The 17,096-nt window shown below is 72.4% G+C and carries 16 protein-coding genes; 7 read left to right on the top strand and 9 right to left on the bottom strand.

Annotated elements, in window-relative coordinates:
- Positions 1-202: 202 nt before the first annotated feature.
- The gene (locus ACWCSV_RS29565; RefSeq protein ID WP_327174102.1) at positions 203-520 is read right to left on the bottom strand and encodes a hypothetical protein; all 318 of its coding nucleotides are present in this window, start codon (positions 518-520) and stop codon (positions 203-205) included.
- A gap of 262 nt (positions 521-782) precedes the next feature.
- Between ACWCSV_RS29565 and ACWCSV_RS29570 the strand changes: the two genes are divergently transcribed.
- Entirely contained in the window at positions 783-1,916 is a 1,134-nt protein-coding gene (locus tag ACWCSV_RS29570) for a PLP-dependent cysteine synthase family protein (protein ID WP_451147393.1), read from the top strand.
- 122 nt (positions 1,917-2,038) lie between these two features.
- Here the strand turns inward: ACWCSV_RS29570 and ACWCSV_RS29575 are convergent, their stop codons facing one another.
- The gene (locus ACWCSV_RS29575; protein ID WP_451147395.1) at positions 2,039-2,497 is read right to left on the bottom strand and encodes an SRPBCC family protein; all 459 of its coding nucleotides are present in this window, start codon (positions 2,495-2,497) and stop codon (positions 2,039-2,041) included.
- 121 nt (positions 2,498-2,618) lie between these two features.
- Entirely contained in the window at positions 2,619-3,479 is an 861-nt protein-coding gene (locus tag ACWCSV_RS29580) for a DeoR/GlpR family DNA-binding transcription regulator (protein WP_451147397.1), read from the bottom strand.
- 245 nt (positions 3,480-3,724) lie between these two features.
- Here ACWCSV_RS29580 and ACWCSV_RS29585 point away from each other — a divergent pair, with 245 nt between their 5' ends.
- Positions 3,725-6,208 (top strand): hypothetical protein, encoded by a 2,484-nt coding sequence (locus tag ACWCSV_RS29585; RefSeq protein WP_451147399.1) that lies wholly within the window; start codon positions 3,725-3,727, stop codon positions 6,206-6,208.
- Here the strand turns inward: ACWCSV_RS29585 and ACWCSV_RS29590 are convergent.
- The 6 genes from ACWCSV_RS29590 to ACWCSV_RS29615 form a co-directional block, all read right to left on the bottom strand.
- Positions 6,178-8,613 carry a right-handed parallel beta-helix repeat-containing protein gene (locus tag ACWCSV_RS29590; RefSeq protein ID WP_451147401.1) on the bottom strand — a complete coding sequence of 812 codons (2,436 nt, stop codon included), beginning with the start codon at positions 8,611-8,613 and terminating at the stop codon, positions 6,178-6,180. The two genes, ACWCSV_RS29585 and ACWCSV_RS29590, sit on opposite strands and share 31 nt — an antisense overlap.
- 292 nt (positions 8,614-8,905) lie before the next feature.
- Complete coding sequence (locus ACWCSV_RS29595; RefSeq protein WP_451147403.1) at positions 8,906-9,514, bottom strand: Rv1733c family protein; 609 nt, start codon at positions 9,512-9,514, stop codon at positions 8,906-8,908.
- A 163-nt stretch (positions 9,515-9,677) separates the two neighbouring features.
- The gene (locus tag ACWCSV_RS29600; RefSeq protein WP_451147405.1) at positions 9,678-10,502 is read right to left on the bottom strand and encodes an MOSC domain-containing protein; all 825 of its coding nucleotides are present in this window, start codon (positions 10,500-10,502) and stop codon (positions 9,678-9,680) included.
- Positions 10,503-10,589: 87 nt separating this feature from the next.
- A complete protein-coding gene (locus tag ACWCSV_RS29605) occupies positions 10,590-11,171 on the bottom strand; it encodes a DUF6643 family protein (protein ID WP_451147407.1) in 582 nt (193 codons plus the stop codon).
- Between the two features lie 238 nt (positions 11,172-11,409).
- A complete protein-coding gene (locus ACWCSV_RS29610; protein ID WP_451147467.1) occupies positions 11,410-11,784 on the bottom strand; it encodes a fluoride efflux transporter FluC in 375 nt (124 codons plus the stop codon).
- Positions 11,784-12,251, bottom strand: coding sequence for a fluoride efflux transporter FluC (locus tag ACWCSV_RS29615; RefSeq protein WP_451147409.1), 468 nt, complete (start codon positions 12,249-12,251; stop codon positions 11,784-11,786). Before ACWCSV_RS29615 ends, ACWCSV_RS29610 begins: the two co-directional genes overlap by 1 nt.
- 206 nt (positions 12,252-12,457) lie before the next feature.
- Between ACWCSV_RS29615 and ACWCSV_RS29620 the strand changes: the two genes are divergently transcribed.
- The 5 genes from ACWCSV_RS29620 to ureC are packed head-to-tail and all read left to right on the top strand — an operon-like array spanning position 12,458 to position 17,093.
- Entirely contained in the window at positions 12,458-13,411 is a 954-nt protein-coding gene (locus tag ACWCSV_RS29620) for an urea transporter (RefSeq protein WP_451147469.1), read from the top strand.
- Positions 13,412-13,460: 49 nt separating this feature from the next.
- Positions 13,461-13,766 (top strand): urease subunit gamma, encoded by a 306-nt coding sequence (locus tag ACWCSV_RS29625; protein WP_451147411.1) that lies wholly within the window; start codon positions 13,461-13,463, stop codon positions 13,764-13,766.
- Positions 13,763-14,878 carry a sirohydrochlorin chelatase gene (locus tag ACWCSV_RS29630; protein WP_451147413.1) on the top strand — a complete coding sequence of 372 codons (1,116 nt, stop codon included), beginning with the start codon at positions 13,763-13,765 and terminating at the stop codon, positions 14,876-14,878. Before ACWCSV_RS29625 ends, ACWCSV_RS29630 begins: the two co-directional genes overlap by 4 nt.
- Complete coding sequence (locus ACWCSV_RS29635) at positions 14,875-15,369, top strand: urease subunit beta (RefSeq protein ID WP_451147415.1); 495 nt, start codon at positions 14,875-14,877, stop codon at positions 15,367-15,369. Before ACWCSV_RS29630 ends, ACWCSV_RS29635 begins: the two co-directional genes overlap by 4 nt.
- A complete protein-coding gene (gene ureC / locus ACWCSV_RS29640) occupies positions 15,369-17,093 on the top strand; it encodes an urease subunit alpha (RefSeq protein ID WP_387370443.1) in 1,725 nt (574 codons plus the stop codon). Before ACWCSV_RS29635 ends, ureC begins: the two co-directional genes overlap by 1 nt.
- Positions 17,094-17,096: the final 3 nt, after the last annotated feature.

Consider the following 17,096-nt stretch of genomic DNA (forward strand, 5'->3'; position numbering starts at 1 on the left):
CGCGGCTCATGGGTCGAGGAGAAGGCCGGACACATCGTGGCGGAGTCCACCCCGGGGTGGATGCGAGGGTGCCGGCCGGTCGCCTGCGGATGCGCGCGAGAGGCGACGCTCCGGAGGCCGATGCGGCGGTGCGGGCCCGGCGGTCCCGGTCCGGCGGTTTCGGTCCGGCGGTGCCGTGCGTCGGCAGGCCGGTGCGGCGGGGTCAGCGGTGGCGGCAGCCCGCGCTGCGCAGCACCTCCAGGAAGTGATGTATCGGCGCCGTCCCGTCCGGCCGCCGGCCGCGTTGTCCCATGGTGAGCCGGTAGCGCACGCCGTTGACCCGGGCGACGGCCGAATCCGTCTGGGAGAACCACCACTTCCACGCGCTGACCGCTCCCACCGGCGCACTGTCGATCTCCCGGCCGTTGCTCGTGAGGAGAGCGACCCGGCCGTCCTTGACGATCACCTGCCCGGCCCGGGTGAGCGACCGGGCCCATCGTTCGATCCGTACCCCCCGTGCGCTGAACTCCACGTCGTCCACCGCTCGGTCGCCCCCCTTCGCACATCGACTCCTGGAAGGAAGTCTTCCCGTCCCGGCACTGCTTCACGTGCGCGTGTCGGGCTGAATCGCGTGTACGCAAGGTGACTCCGGGCGACGTGTGTCGCCCAGGTCCGCCCCGTCGTCCGGTCTTCGCACCCAAGCATTTCCTGGGGGAGATCCAAGTCCCTGTTTGCGCAGGTGGGGGGAATATCGTGGGAGGAAGGCACCACAGGTTCCGCAGGCTCCACCAGGAGGATCAGCGATGGGCATCAGCGAGCACGGACGCGACGAAGAGGCCGTCGCGACGATCGACGTCGACCGCAGTGACTCCGCGTACCGGTCGTGGCTCAAAGAGGCCGTGCGCAAGGTGCAGGCCGACGCCAACCGGTCCGCCGACACCCACCTGTTGCGCTTCCCGCTGCCCGAGGAGTGGGGCATCGACCTGTATCTCAAGGACGAGTCCACCCACCCGACCGGCAGCCTCAAGCACCGCCTCGCCCGGTCGCTCTTCCTCTACGGGCTCTGCAACGGCTGGATCCGCCCGGGGAAGCCGGTCATCGAGGCGTCCAGCGGTTCGACCGCCGTCTCCGAGGCGTACTTCGCCAAGCTGATCGGGGTGCCCTTCGTCGCGGTGATGCCCCGCACGACCAGTCCCGAGAAGTGCCGTCTGATCGAATTCCACGGTGGCCGCTGCCACTTCGTCGACGACCCCCGGGCGATGTACGAGGAGTCGGCCGCGCTCGCCGCGGAGACGGGCGGCCACTACATGGACCAGTTCACCTACGCGGAAAGGGCCACCGACTGGCGCGGCAACAACAACATCGCCGAGTCGATCTACCAGCAACTCCGGCTGGAGCGGTACCCGGACCCCGCGTGGATCGTCGCCACGGCCGGGACCGGCGGCACCTCGGCGACCATCGCCCGGTACGTCCACTACATGCAGCACGACACCCGCATCTGCGTCCCCGACCCCGAGAACTCCTGCTTCTTCGACGGCTGGACGCGGCACGACCCGCTGGCGAGCAGCGACTGCGGCTCCCGCATCGAGGGCATCGGCAGGCCCCGGATGGAGCCGAGCTTCGTCCCCGGGGCCATCGACCGGATGATGAAGGTCCCGGACGCGGCGAGCGTCGCGGCGGTACGCGCCCTGGAGCGGGTGATGGGCCGACGCGCGGGCGGCTCGACCGGCACCGGGCTCTGGAGCGCATTCAAGATCATCGCCGAGATGGTGGAGCGTGGCGAGCAGGGCAGCGTCGTCACGCTGATCTGCGACTCCGGTGATCGCTACCTGGACAAGTACTACTCCGACGCCTGGCTGGACGAGCAGGGGCTCGACATCGCCCCCTACGCCGCCGCCCTCGACACCTTCCTGCGCACCGGAGGCTGGCCCGCCTGACGCCCTCGGCTCCCTGGCCACGGTGGTGGCCGGTCGATCCCCGGCCCGCCGCGACGCGGCTACACCCCGCCGCGACGCGGCTACACCCCGCCGCGACGCGGCTACACCCCGCCGCGACGCGGCTACACCCCGCGCGGCGCGCGGGCCGGGGCTTCGAGGAGGCCGTCGAGCACCCGCCCGAACATCCGCCGCCCCGCCGCCGCGAGCAGGGGATCGATCCATCGGCCCGGAAGGAACAGCCGGACGTCCTCCACCCACACCACGTGGGAACCGGCCTGGGTCGGCACCACGTCGATCGACGCCCGCCCCCGGACCGTCCGCCCGCGCTTCTCCAGACGGCAGAGCCCCGCCCGGCCCGCCTCGGGCGGCGTCCAGCGGACCACTTCCATGGGGTCGTCGAAGGTGAGCGGGCCGACTCCGGTCCGCGCGACGAACACCGTGCCGACGCCGGTCCGCGTGCCGGCCGGGACGAGGACCGAGGTGAGCGGCACATGCGCACCGTGCCGCTCCCAGTCGGTCACCCGGCGCCACGCCTCGGCGGGGGGAAGAGACGAGAATCGTTCGATCCGGAATACGGCCACCGTGCGATCCTAAGGAGGTGGGCCGCCGGATGCGACGCGAAACGGAATCTCCGGCGAGGAGCGGCTGCCCCGTTCGTACACCCGAGCGGTGCGGGGCCGGCCGTGCGGGCGGGCCCGTGTCTCAGACGGGGTCCGGTCCCTCGTCGGGTTCCTTCGCCCCCGCCGGGCCCGCGACCAGGAGGCCGCCCGGCAGCAGTTCCTCGATCTCCTCCCGCGCCTGCGCAGGCAGCCCCGCGTCCGTCACGAAGGTGTCCACCTCGTCGAGCGTCGCGAAGGAACTCAGGCCGACAGTGCCCCACTTGGTGTGGTCGGCCACCACCACGACCCGGCGTGCGGCCGACACGAACCGCCGGTTCGTCTCGGCCTCCGCCAGGTTCGGCGTGGAGAGCCCCGCCACCTCGGAGATGCCGTGCACCCCGAGGAAGAGCACATCGAAGTGGAGCGAGCCGATGGCACGGTCCGCCACCGGACCAACGAGCGAGTCGGAGGGGGTTCGTACCCCGCCCGTCAGCACCACCGTCGCCGCGCCCGCGCGGGTCGCGCCGGCGGAGGACGGACGGTGGGCGTCGTGGAACACGTCGGCCACCCGCACCGAGTTGGTCACCACGGTCAGGTCCGGTACGTCGACCAGCCGCCGCGCCAGCGCGTAGGTCGTCGTGCCCCCCGAGAGCGCGATGGCGCTGCCCGGCGCGGCCATCGCCGCCGCGGCCCGCGCGATGTCCTCCTTGGCGCCCGGCTCCAGGGCCGACTTCGCCTCGAAACCGGGCTCGTGGGTGCTCGTCCCGACGACCGGCACGGCGCCGCCGTGCACCTTCTCGATGACGCCCTGGCGGGCCAGCGCGTCCAGATCACGCCGGATCGTCATGTCGGACACGTTGAGGCGGCGGGTCAGCTCGTTGACGCGGACCCCGCCGCGCTTGCGGACCTCGTCGAGGATCAGGGCGCGGCGCTGCTCCGCGAGCAGGTTCTGATTCTCGCTCAACGCGGTGTCCGTCCTCTCCTGCGGCCGTACGGCTCCGCGGCACAGCGGAACGCCGCCCAATCCTCCCATGCACCGCACCGGCAGGTTCACCGAGGTCCGGACGTGGGGAGATTCGGTGAGAGGCCGTCGCGCGACGCCGATCCCGGCGATTCTGTCGGCACGGGTGCCGGTCTTCTCCGAGCCGCCCGGCCCCACCCCTTCCACGCCCGCCGGACGGCCGGGCAGACCGGAGAGCGAGTACTCCCTTGGCCCCCGCCCCCCAGGTTTCCCGTTCCACCGGGATCGCGCTCGAACTGCTCGTCCACGGAGTCGGCGGCACCACGCCGCAGGAGATGCTCGGCGATCCGCGCGCGGTGCGCGTGACCGGCGACCTCACCGCCGCGATGTACCGGCGCCCCGAGGACGTGGACGCCGAGGAACACCCTGAGCGCTACCGCGAACAGCCCGTCGCGGAGGCCTACTGCTGGTCCAACCTGACCTCCGGCAACGGCTCCCGCGCCCTGTGGCTGCTGCTCCTCCCGTTCATGGTCGTCAACCTCGCGCACTGGATGCGACCGGCGGCGACCGGACGCAGCCGCGCGGTCCGGTTCTACGGCGTGCTGGTCCGGGTCCTCGCGCTCAGCCTCACCGTGCTGCTGACGGCGGCTGCCTGCGAGGTGGCGCTCGACCTCGTCGCGTGGCAGTGCGCCGGCGTGTCCGCCTGTTCGGACCGGCGGTCCTGGCTCGGCTTCCTCTCCGCCGAACAGGGCGGCTGGTGGTCGCAGCCCGGCAGGCGGCTCGCCCTCGCCGCCGTGCTGCCCACCGCCCTCGTGACCCTGCTCTGGTACCTGTCCAACCGCACCTGGAGCGCGTACGAGTCCCAGCGCCCCTTCCTCGGCACCGACTCGCGGGGCGACTCGCGCGGAGGCCCGGACGGCGGCCTGGACGGAGCCCCGGACGCCGGCCCGCCGGAACCCAAGGTCCGCGCACCCCACGCCACGCCGGCCCCCGACGACATGCCGGAACCAGTGCCCGCCGCGCGCCCCGCGCTCGGCCGCCCCGGCTTCTGGTACGGGCGCCGCCTCGTCGCCCGGCTGCGCGCCGCGCACACCGCCGCGGGGCTCCTCACCGTCGCGGTCTTCGTCGAGCGGGCCGCCGCCGACTACGACTCCGCCCACTCCGGCCCCGGCCCCGTGCTCCTCGGCAGCCTGCTGACCACCGCACTGGCGCTCTGCGCCCTCCTCGTCCTCGCCGTCGTCTGCCGCCGGGGCCGCAGCGAGCGCCGGCTCGACCACCGCCTCGACGGCGCGGTCATCACCTTCCTCCCGTCCGCCGCCCTCGTCCTGCTGGCCCTGTCCCTCGTCCACGCGGCCTGGTCGCGGCCCGGCTGGACATCCTCGGGCGTGCTCGTGGCGGGCGAGGACACCTTCCGCGCGCTCACCGTCGGCCAGGGCCTCCTCGTGGTCGCGCTCGCCGCCGTCGCGCTGAGCCTCCACCGCCACGCCCCCGACGCCCGCACCACGCTGTACGGGCTGGGCGGCCCGGCGATCGCCATGCTGGCGTGCGCGCTGGGTGGCGTGATGACCGGCGGGCTCGCCCAGCGGGTCGCCGACTGGCTCGACGGCCCGGGCACCCCCGGCATGGGAGCGGGCTCGGCCATAGGAGGTCCGCCCGTCCTGCTGAGCTGGCAGGCCTCGGTGCTCCCGGTGCTGCTCCTCGTCCTCCTGGTGCCCGTGGGCGTGCTTCTCGTCCGTACCGCCCGACTGGCCCGCCGCACCGAGCCGGTCGTCGCCGCCGAGTACGCGCCGGAGTACGGGGGCCGCACCCCCGAGCGCGGACGCACCCGGCAGATCGCACGGGTACGGGCCACGGCCCGACTCACCGACGAGGCGTCCTGGATCATCGGACTGGTGTCCGGGTCCACCCTGCTGCTGGGCGGAGCGGCGCTGGCGGGCTCCTGGGCCACCGGGCAGGTGCCCGGCCGGGCCATGGACGGCACCGGCCCCTTCCTCGAATCCGCCGCCGAGGCGGCGCAGTCGACGGGGTCCTGGATGGTCGGCTTCGGCTTCATACTCTTCGTCGCCTCCGGCCGGCGGGCCTACCGGGACGCCTCGGCCCGGCGGACCATCGGCATCCTCTGGGACGTCGGCACGTACTGGCCGCGCGCCGCGCATCCCTTCGCGCCCCCCTGCTACGCGGAGCGGGCCGTGCCCGACCTCGCCTCCCGGATGTCCGCCTGGACGGCCAGGACCGGCGGCCGGCTCGTCATCTCGGGCCACTCGCAGGGCAGTGTGCTCGCGGCCTCCGCGGTCTGGCAGCTCCCTGCCGTCACCCGCCGCCGGGTCGCCCTCCTCACCTACGGCTCACCCGTCGAACGCCTGTATGGTCGCTGGTTCCCGGCGTACTTCGGTCCCGCCGCGCTGCGCGGGCTGCACGGATCGGTCCACTGCTGGCGCAACCTGTGGCGGGCCACCGACCCGATAGGAGGACCCGTCCGGGTCGACAGGGCCGCCGGGCGCCCCGAGGTCGACCGCGGACCACTGAAGGACCCGCTGGTCCACGGCCGCACCGCCGAACTGCCCCTGCCCGAGCCCATCCTGGGCCACGGCGACTACCAGGCCGACCCGGTGTTCGCCCGGGAACGCGCCGCGCTGCTCGCCGAGCTCGGCCCCGTACTGCCCCGGCAGGGCGACGGGGCCGCGCACCCGAGCAGCGAGGATCAGGGCAGTTCGGGCAGGTCCTCCGGGTAGAGCAGGGTCAGGTCGTCCGTGCTCGTCTCGGCGAACTGGGCCACCCGGCCCGCGTGCCGCTCCACCATCGACTCGAAGGTCTGGCGCGCGGTGCGGCCATTGCCGAAGGCGGGGCCCTTGGGCAGTTCCGTGAAGTACTTCGTCAGAGCCTCGCCGGTGCCCTCGGCGAGGGTGTATTCGTGCTCCTCGGCCTGCTGCCGGACGATCCGCAGGAGTTCGTCCGGCTGGTAGTCGCCGAAGGTGATGGTCCGCGAGAAGCGCGACGCCACCCCGGGGTTGACGGTGAGGAACCGCTCCATCTCATGGGTGTAGCCGGCCACGATCACCACCACGGCGTCGCGGTGGTCCTCCATCAGCTTCACCAGGGTGTCGATGGCCTCCCGCCCGAAGTCCCGGCCGGAGTCCTCGGGCGAGAGGGCGTACGCCTCGTCCACGAAGAGGACTCCGCCCCGGGCGCGGTCGAACGCCTCCTGGGTACGGATGGCGGTCGAGCCGATGTGCTCGCCGACCAGGTCCACCCGGGAGACCTCGACCAGGTGACCGCGCTCCAGCACGCCCAGAGAGGCCAGGATCTCGCCGTACAGCCGGGCCACCGTCGTCTTGCCGGTGCCGGGGGAGCCGGTGAAGACGAGGTGGCGCCGGACGGAGGCGGCCTTCAGACCCGCCCGCTGCCGCCGACGGCCCACCTCGATCATGTCGGTCAGCGCCCGGACCTCCCGCTTGACGCTCTCCAGCCCCACCAGCGCGTCCAGTTCGCCGAGGACGGCATCGGAGTCGCGGACCGGCGCGGCCGGCGCGTCGGGCACGGGCGCCGCGGAGGTCGCCTCGGCCCGCTGCGCGGGCGGCGAGCCGAGCAGCCCCGGCGCCGACGCCTGGGTCGCGGTGAGCACGGGCGCGGCGGGGGTCCCGCGCAGGGCGCTCTCGTCGCTGGTGCAGTCCTCCACGACCGGCCCGGCGCCGCCCGATCCGTCGTGCGCGCCCTCGGGGAACTCGTAACCGCCCCGCGCGCAGCGCTCGGTACGGCACCGGGTGAGAGTGGTGCGGCATCCGTCCATCACATGGAAGCCGTACCCCTCGCTGCCGGTCACCCGGCAGCCGTGGAAGGTGCCCCGGCCCTCGGCGGAGACGTAGAACCCGGCCTCGGCCGGGGAGGTGACCGTGCAGCGCTCGATGGTGGGGTCGGCGCCCTTGGTGACGATGACCCCGGTCTGCGCCGCGTCGATGGTGCAGTTGTTGAGGGTGCCGCCACTGCCGTGGTCGCGGAACCAGGCTCCGGTGGACGCCTCGCGGATACGGCAGTCGTCCAGCTGTGCGGTGGCCCCGTCGCTCACCGAGACGGCGGTGTTGCGGATCTGGGTGAGATCGCTGTCCACCACGTCGGCACGGGAACCGCGGTCGAGCACGAACAGGGCGTCGGGCACGTCGTGGACGCGGCAGGCGTCCAGTATCACCGTGGCACCGTCACTGACCCAGACGGCCGGGTAGTCGCCCGTGCTGTCGTGGATCTCGCACTGGTTGGCGTCGACCCGCGTGCCGGGGTCCCAGACCGAGAGCCCGTTGCGGCCGAACCGGCGGACCGTCGAGCGGGTCAGCGTCAGCACCGAACGGGAGCGCAGGTCGATCGCGTTCTCCGGGATGTCATGGATGTCGCAGTCGGCGAGCGTGAGCACGGCGTCCGTGTCCAGCGTGACGCCGTCGCCTGAGGTGCGGTGCACGGTGCAGTCGGTGAGATGGGCCGAGCCACGCGCGGTCACCTGGACCCCGCTGCCCTTGATCTCGTACACCTCGCAGCCCACGGCCTCCAGCCCGCTGCCCTCGCCGGTCACGCTCAGCCCCGAGCCGGAGGAGTGGTGGACGCGGCACCGGTCGAGCCTGGGGTGGGCGCCGTCGCGCACCGATACGCCGGACTGCCCCGCCGACACGACCTCGCACTCCTCGAACACACCGGCCGCGCCGTCCAGGACGGCGATCCCGACCCCCGCCGGATTGTCGACGGTGCAGCGGCGCACGGTGGGACGGCCGGCGCCACGGACCTCGATCCCGGCAGCCGAGCGGGTCACTATCCGCAGGTCCACGAGGTCGGGGGCACCGCCCTCCACCAGCACCGCCGGGGCCGCCGAGTCCTGGCCCTCCACATGCAGGTCCTGGATGATGGCGGAAGCCCGGACGGTGAGCGGCACGCCGTCCACCGGGGCGATCCGCACCGAGCCGACGGCCCCCTCGGGACCGCGCAGTGTGACCGCCCGCTGGACGACGAGATTCTCCCGGTACGTTCCCGGAGCGATCGTGAGGACATCGCCCTCGGCCGCCGCTTCCAGGGCCGCGCCGAGCGAGGGGTACTCGCCGGTGCGGCGCCGCCATCGCGATGTACCGGTGTGCGTCACCTGGACCGTGCCCTGTGCCATGGCGCTGTTCTGCCCCCACCTCGTGCTGTGTGCGATCCCTCGTACCCGTACGCACAGTCGTGCGACCGCGGGGTGCCGTCGGCCTTCCGACGACGGCGCGGGCGGGTCCGCCCTGCCGAGGGGAAGGGCGGGCCGGTCCACCGTAGCGCGCGCCGGGGGCGGGAGTTGACGACTCCTGCCCCGACCTCATCGAAGTGGGGCCCCGTACAAGGCCGTCGGGCCGCTCCGCAGGGTGCTGCGGGACGCCCGGGAACCCGGTCCGGACGGCCCCGTACGGCGCTCACGCTCGTGCTCAGGACCCCGTTCCGGCTCTGCCCCAGTCCGGGCCCACCGACGCCCAGGCCCGGTCCAGCCGTTCGTACCGCCGCCGCACCATGAACCGCACGCCGGCCCGCCGGGCCACCTCCGCGGCACCGGTCGTCAGCAGGAACGCGCCCGCCCCGGCCAGGCCCGCGTGGATGCGCGCGGTCGTCGCGTCCATGGGGCGCGGGGTGAGACCGCCCCGGTCGTCGGTCCATATCCGCACCCGCTCGCCGGGCTTGCGCACGCGCGCCGCGGTCGGCACCGCGCCGTGCCGCTCGCGGCCGTCCGGCGCCTTCCACCTCGCCGTCACCGACTGCCAGGTCGCCGGGCCGGCCCCGCCCTCGGGGTCGCCGGGGAACGCCGCCGGGCGTGCGGACACGCTCACCACGACCGCGTTCACCCGATGGCGGTGCTCCTGCTGTTCGCGGATCGCGTCGCGCAGGGTGGAGTCGGCGGACAGGCCGCAGAGACAGCCGACGGCGGGCGCGACGACCAGCACGAGGACGAGTGCCCACAGAGCCAGCCACGCCTCGCGGCGGTCGGTGACCCGGCACAGAGGATTGTGCCGCCAGCGCCAGAGCCCCAAGACCGCTCGCACAGCTGCCTCCCTCGCCTCTCTCCCCATGCACCGCCCGCCCGGACGCACGCATCCCCCCGCGAAGCGCCCGCGCGGGCGCGGAGGGCGGCCTCACCACCCCCAACGCTCGTCCGCCCCCCGACCGTTCCCGGCCGGCTGCGGGCCGCCGCCGCGGGCGTGCGGCTCATTCCAGAACGCGGACCGGGTCCCCGACCCGGACGGCGCCCGTGCCCTCGGGCACGAGGTGCATGCCGAAGAGCAGCTTCGCCCCCGTCCTGCGGTGCAGGGCGAGCGTGCGCAGCGGTTCCCTGCCGCGCTGCGCCGTCGACTGGTCGATGGTGGTGATCGCGCATCTCTGGCACGGCTTCGCCACCCGGAACGCGACCGGTCCGATCGCGACCCGCCGCCAGCCGTCCTCCTCCCAGGCGCCGGTGCCGTCCACCACGGCGTTGGGCCGGAACCGGTTCATCGGCAGCGGGCCCTCCTGCGGGTGATCGCCGCTCGCGATCAGCGCGTTGAGGGCGTCCAGCGAGGCGACGGTGGTCAGCAGCAGCGGGTAACCGTCCGCGAGACTGACCGTCTCCCCGGGCCGCGCGTACGCCGGGTTGACGGGCCTCCGGAACGACGGCTCGTCCTGATGGACGAGCCGGACCTCCCTACCGAGAAACCCGCTCAGCCAGACATGCGCGGCCGGTGCCGCCTCGACCACCTCGAACCTCTTGCCGAACAGCTCCACGACGACCGTGTCCGCGCTCCCCGGCACCACCACCCTCAGCGGCTGCCTGCCGGGGGCGGACAGCTCCACCCCGCCGTCGGGCAGCGGCATCGCGGAGATCCCCGTCAGCCGGGGTTCCTGACGCTGTGTGACCGCTGTGCCCGTTGGGTCCACCAGCATCCAGCGACGGTCGCCCGCGAGTCCCCACGGCTCGACGACGGCGCCATCGACGGTCAGTGCCGCCAGCGACTTGACGGGATGGAGATGGAGTGAGCGCAGAACGGGATGAACCATCCGCCCATTTTGTCAGCGTCCCCGGGGCGTCCCGCACGCACCCGTCCACGGCCACGACCAGGGCCGTTCCCTCCGGACCGGGTTCGGTCAGTAGCCCCGGCCCTGGTACGGCTGGTCGTACGGGTCCTCGTACGGCGAAGGCGCCGGCGCGGGGCGGGGTGCCGCCGGCCGCATCGCCTCGTAACCGGTGGCGGGCGCGGGCCGCGGCGGCTGTTGCTGCTGCGGGTAGCCACCGCGCCCCGGTGCCTGCTGCTGGGGGAAGCCGCGCGACGGGGTCTGCTGTGCCGGGAACCCCCGTGCGGGCGTCTGCTGCTGCGGGTAACCCCGCGCGGGGGAGGGCTGCTGCGGGATGTACGGCGCGGGGGCGTGCTGCAGCTGTGCGGGCTGCATCTGCGCGGGGTGCATCGGAGCCTGCGGCTGGTACGGCTGCGCCATCGGCTGCTGGTAGCCATAAGAACCGACGGGCTGGGAAGGAGCAGCGGGAAGGGCCGGCAGCGAGGAGGGCAGCGCGGGGAGGTAGCTGTTGCCGGTCTCGTAGGCGGCGGGCACCCGGATCGGCGCGATCTGAGGCGTGCCTCGCTCCGCGACCAGGGAGTCGTAGATCGGAGTGTCGGCGAACGACGGTGCGGCGTAGTAGCCGCTTCCGTAGCTGGAGCGGGGGGAGGTCATGCCACCTAAGTTAAGCCCACGATGTGCCAGTTGGGGAGGCCGCCCAGAAGGTTGTTTCCCTAGTTGTGTGCCAGCTGAGTTCACCAATGCGAGCGAACTTCCCATAAAGGGTCACCGTGGTGTGTAGTGATCGTGTAAAGGGGACAATGTCGGGCGGTCGTAAGATCCTGCCGCGTCCCGGTTTGGGCGGACGGGCAGGACGTCGTGCGAGCGGCAGGGAACGGGATGCCGGCCGCCCTCAGAAGATGCCTCCGGCCACTGCCGCCCCCGCGAAGGACAGCCCGACACCCGCGCCCACACTGAGCACCAGATAGCCCCCGGCCGTCGCCAGGCGCCGTGTCGAGGTGAGGGTCAGCAGCTCGTAGGAGAATGTCGACCAGGTCGACAGCGCCCCGCAGAAGCCGGTGGCGAGCAGAAGCTGGACCCGGGTCCCCACGTCCCCGTCCGAGGCCGCGGCGGAGACGAATCCGAGCACCAGCGAGGCGGCCGCGTTGGCGGTGAAGGTGCCCCAGGGGAACACGGTGTGCAGACGGTGCGAGGCGCCCACCCCGAGCAGGTAGCGGAGAGGGGCGCCCACCAGCCCGCCGGCGAGGACGAGCAGCCAGTCGGCGATCACGCGCCCTCCCCGGAGGTGCGGCGGCCGCCGAGGAGCGCGTGCGCGCCGAGCGCCCCCACCGTGACGGCCGCCAGGGCCGCCACCACCGTCAGCAGCAGGCAGCCGACCGCGTAGCCGGGCTGCCCTCTGTCGAACAGCTCCCGCACGTCGTCCACGTAATGCGAGAACGAGGTGAACCCGCCGAGCACACCGGTGCCCAGGAGCGGGCTGACCAGCGGGTGGGTGCCGGGAAGGCGGAGCTTCACCGTGACCATCAGGATTCCCATGAGGAAGCAGCCGACGACGTTGATCAGCAGGACCGTCCAGGGGAACGCGGCAGGGCCGTTCGGCCAGATCAGTTCGGCGCCGTAGCGGGCCGCCGCCCCGGCCGCCCCGCCGATCGCGACCGCGGCGACGACGGACGTCCGGACCCCGGGAGGGTGGTCCGGGTGCGGCCGGTGATGAGCGAACGGCTTGGGAGTCATCCGCCGAATCTACGGAGCGGCACCCGCGAGGGGCGGCGCAGCGCGCACGGCACCCGGGGCTTGAACCCGGGCGGCTCAGCATCCCCGCTCCCGGCAGGATATATAGCTTTTCCTATGCATGTAATGGGACTTGCGTGTTGATGACGCATCGTCCGTGCCGTCCAGGAGAGTGCTGCTCTCCGCTTTCGCGGGAGCGTTCCTTGTCCATGACCGCGCCGGACGTGATCCGGAGACTCGAACGGCGACAGCCGAGCGCGTATCTGCTGGCATCGGTGCGGGGAGTCGGGCAGGTGGACCTGCAACCCGCTCTTTGGACCGGCGTACTGATTCTCGCCGGGCTCTGGGCGGCAGGCTGGCGCATCGGACTCTTCGCCACGCTCGGTACCCTGATCTCCACCGCGACCGCCTGGGCACTGGGCGCCGACCGAGACGGTATCGCGCGCGGACTCCAGGGCTACTGCGGCTGCCTGACCGGCATCGCCCTGGTCACCTCGCTCGGGCACCATCCGGCCACGTACGTCCTGACCGTCGTCGGCGCGATCATGTGCACCCTGCTGATGGCGGCCCTCACCACGTTCTTCGCCCCCTACGGACTGACCGCGCTCACCGCGCCCTTCTGCCTGGTGTCCGGCGTCATGGTGCTCGGCGCACCCTCCTTCGCCAGGATCTGGCACGGAGCCCCCGACGCGGTGGCCCCCACGAGCGGGGACACCGGCATCTCCTGGAACGACCTGTGGCACGCCTTCTTCACCAACGTCTCGCAGATCTTCCTGGTGGACGAGTGGTACGTGGGGCTGATCATGCTCGTCGGCCTCGCGTTCGCCGGGGTGCGCGTGCTCCTGTACGCGGCCGCCGGCAGCGTCGTGGGGATCGTCGCGGCCTGGGCGCTGGGCGCCCCCACCGCGTCGATCGCCGACGGCATCTACGGCTACAACGCCGTGCTCGTCGCCATCGCCGTCGGCGCCGTCTTCCTCACCGCCACGGTGTGGAACGGCGCCTACGCCCTGTTCGGCGCGGCCGCCACCACCGGACTGACCGCCTCGCTCACCTCGCTCTTCAAACCCTTCGGCGGTCACACCTTCACCTGGCCGTTCATCCTCACGACCTGGGTGCTCATGGCGGCCGTCCCCCTGCTGCCGCGCTTCCGCCGGAGCGGCTGACCCCGCCCTGACCCGTACGACCCTCCGCACGCACTGAGAGGTACCGACGATGAACCTCGCACCACGCGAGATCGACAAACTGCTCGTGTACGTCGTGGCCGACCTGGCGCGCAAGCGCCAGGGCCGCGGGCTCAAACTCAACTACAGCGAGTCCGTGGCGCTGATCTCCGAAGCGATCCTGGAGGCAGCCCGGGACGGCAGGAGCGTCGCCGACTGCATGGAACTCGGCCGTCACGTCGTCGGCGAGGACGACACCATGCCCGGTGTACGCGAGATGCTCGGGCTGCTGCAGATCGAGGCGTCCTTCGTCGACGGCACCAAGCTGGTGTCCTGTCACGACCCCATCGGCGGATGAACACCCTGCCGGACGACTGCCGCGTGATCGCCGTGTGCGGTCACGAGGCGGCGCACGGAGAGGCGCTCCGGGATCTGGAGGCGCTCGGAGTCGTCGTCGTGTCCAGCGGGCGCGAGCTCTACCGCGCAGCCGCCGAACCAGGTCCCGGGACCGAACAGCTCTGTGTGGTCCCGATGACCCTGGGGCGAGACCCACGGCTCGTGGCCGACACGGCCCGTACCCTCCGAGCGCTGCCCTCCGACGGGGGCTCGCGGGAGTCGCGGGTCCTGCTCGCCGAGCCCTTCGGCACCTCCACGCATCTGATCGCCTGGCTGCGCGCGGCCGCCGGCCGTGTCCCCGCCACCTCCTCGGTGCTCGTCACCGCCCCGGCGGGCGACCCCTTCGACGACGCCGAGCTGTACCGGGTCGCGAGCCTGGTCCACCGCTACGGCCACCACCCCCTGGTCGAGGTCGCGTTCACCGGCGGCGGTCCGGACCCCGCCGAGGGCGTCAGGCGCTGCCTCCTCCTCGGCGCGGACCGGGTGGTGCTGCTCCCGGCCGCGTTCGCCGTGCCGGAGGTACCCGCCGTCCCCGACGCGGCGGGCCGGCCCGCGGCGCGGATCGAGTGCGCCGGCCCTCCGGTGTCGCGGGCCGCGCTGACCCGGGTCCTCGCCGAGCGGGTCGCCGACGCCAGGAGGCGCTGGAACGAGCTGGCCGACGACGGGATCTCCGCCGGGCTCTCCGCGGCCGACGACCACGGGCACGGCCACACCCATCCGCCGGGCGAGGGCCACGACCACGGTCACGGTCATGAGCACGGGGCCGGCCACACGCACGCGACGGACGAGGACCACGACCACACCCACCCGCCGGGCGAGGGCCATGACCACAGCCATGACCACGGCCACAGCCACGATCACGGACACACCCACCTGCCGGGCGAGGGCCGCGACGAGGGCCACAGCCACATGCACAGGCACGCGTCGGGCGACGAGCACGAGCACCCCCACAGCCACCCGCACACACACCATGACCCCCACGACGTCCGCGACGTCCACAGCCATTCGCACCCCCGCCCGCACCCCCACGTGATCGTCGAAGGTGCGGACCGAGCCGTCAGGAGCTCCGCATGACTGACCGCCAGAAGTACCTCTACGGCGAGGACCCCATCGAGATCAACGCGGGCCGGCGGACGGTCAAGCTGACCGTCAGCAACACCGGAGACCGCGCGATCCAGATCGGTTCGCACTACCACTTCTTCGAGGTCAACTCGGCGCTCTCGTTCGACCGCCAGAAGGCGCTCGGCATGCACCTCAACATTCCCGCCGGCACCTCGGTACGCGTCGAGCCCGGCGGTTCGCGCGAGGTGGAACTCTGCACCTACGCGGGAACGGGCCGCCTCGTCGGCTTCAGCGGCCTGCTGAACGGCAGTCTCGCCTCCCACCCGGCGAAGGTGGAAGCGGTCCGCAAGGCCATCGAGCAGGGCTTCGAAGGGGCCGGACCCCGGCGTACCTGGGCCGACGACAGCGAGACGCGGTCCAAGGCGACGCCGCGGAGCAAGGACACCAAGGCCTCCACCGACAAGCCGGCCAAGGACAAGGCCAAGAAGAAGGGTTCACGCTGATGCCCATCCTGCCGCGCAAGCAGTACACCGACATGTTCGGCCCCACCGTCGGTGACCGCTTCCATCTCGCCGACACCAATCTCGTCGTCGAGGTCGAGAAGGACTTCAGCGAGGGCCAGTACGGCGACGAGGTCCTCTACGGGGGAGGCAAGACCATGCGCGACGGCATGGCGTCCGACCCGCAGGCCACCAGCGCCCAGGGCGCCCTGGACACCGTCATCACCAACGTCGTCCTCATCGACCCCGTCGTGGGCGTCGTCAAGTGCGACATCGGCATCAAGAACGGCTTCATCGCGGGCATCGGCAAGTCGGGCAACCCGCAGACCCAGAACAACGTCCACCCGGATCTCGTCATCGGTCCCGGCACCGAGGCCATCGCCGGCGAACACCTCATCGCCACCGCCGGTGCCATCGACACGCACGTCCACCTGATCGCGCCCCAGCAGGCGGAGCAGGCGCTGACCAACGGCATCACCACCCTCATCGGCGGCGGCACCGGCCCGTCCGACGGCACCAACGGGACCACTTGTACCCCCGGCCCGTACAACATCGCCCGGTTCCTCCAGGCGGCGGAGACCTTCCCCGTCAACCTCGGCATCATGGCCAAGGGCAACGGAAGCCTGCCGGAGGCGCTGAACGAGCAGATCGTGGCCGGCGCCTGCGCCCTCAAGGTCCACGAGGACTGGGGCGCCACCCCCGCCGTCATCGACAACGCCCTGAGCGTCGCCGACCGGCACGACGTGCAGGTCGCCATCCACACCGACAGCCTCAACGAGAGCGGCTTCTTCGAGGACACCCGCTCGGCGATCGACGGCCGCACCATCCACACCTTCCACAGCGAGGGCGCGGGCGGCGGCCACGCACCGGACATCATGCGCGTCGCCGGCGAGCCCAACGTGCTGCCCTCCTCGACCAACCCGACGCTGCCGTACACCAAGAACTCGGTGGACGAGCTGCTCGACATGGTGATGGTCTGCCACCACCTCAGCCACGACATCCCCGAAGACGTCTCCTTCGCCGACAGCCGGGTCCGCGCCGAGACGATCGCCGCCGAATCCGTCCTGCACGACCTCGGCGTGATCAGCATGTTCTCCTCGGACTCGCAGGCCATGGGCCGGGTCGGGGAGTCCGTCACCCGGGCCTTCCAGACCGCCCACCACTGCAAGGACAAGCTCGGCGTCCTGGAGGGCGACTCCGCCCGGAACGACAACCAGCGGGTGCTGCGCTACCTCGCCAAGGTCACCATCAACCCGGCCATCGCCACCGGCATCTCCGACCACGTGGGCTCGATCGAGAAGGGCAAGATCGCCGACATCGTGCTCTGGCCCATCCACTCCTTCGGCGCCAAGCCGAAGATGGTGATCAAGGGCGGCATCATCTCCTGGGCGCAGATGGGCGACCCCAACGCCTCGCTGCCCACGCCGCAACCGGTGATCTACCGGCCGATGTTCGGGCAGTACGGCAAGGCCCTCCAGGCCACCCACGCCACCTTCATGTCCCAGGCGGGCATCGCCGCCGGGGTGCCGGCCGAGCTGGGCCTGGAACGCATGATCCTCCCGGTGAGCCGGACCCGGACCATCGGCAAGCACAACATGGTCCGCAACGACGCCCTGCCCGACATCAAGGTGGATCCGGAGACCTTCAAGGTCACGCTCAACGGCAAGGTCGCCACGATCGACCCGGCCGAGAAGCTCCCCCTCAACCACCTGTTCTTCCTCGTCTAGGGC

Source organism: Streptomyces sp. NPDC001770, from assembly GCF_053596135.1.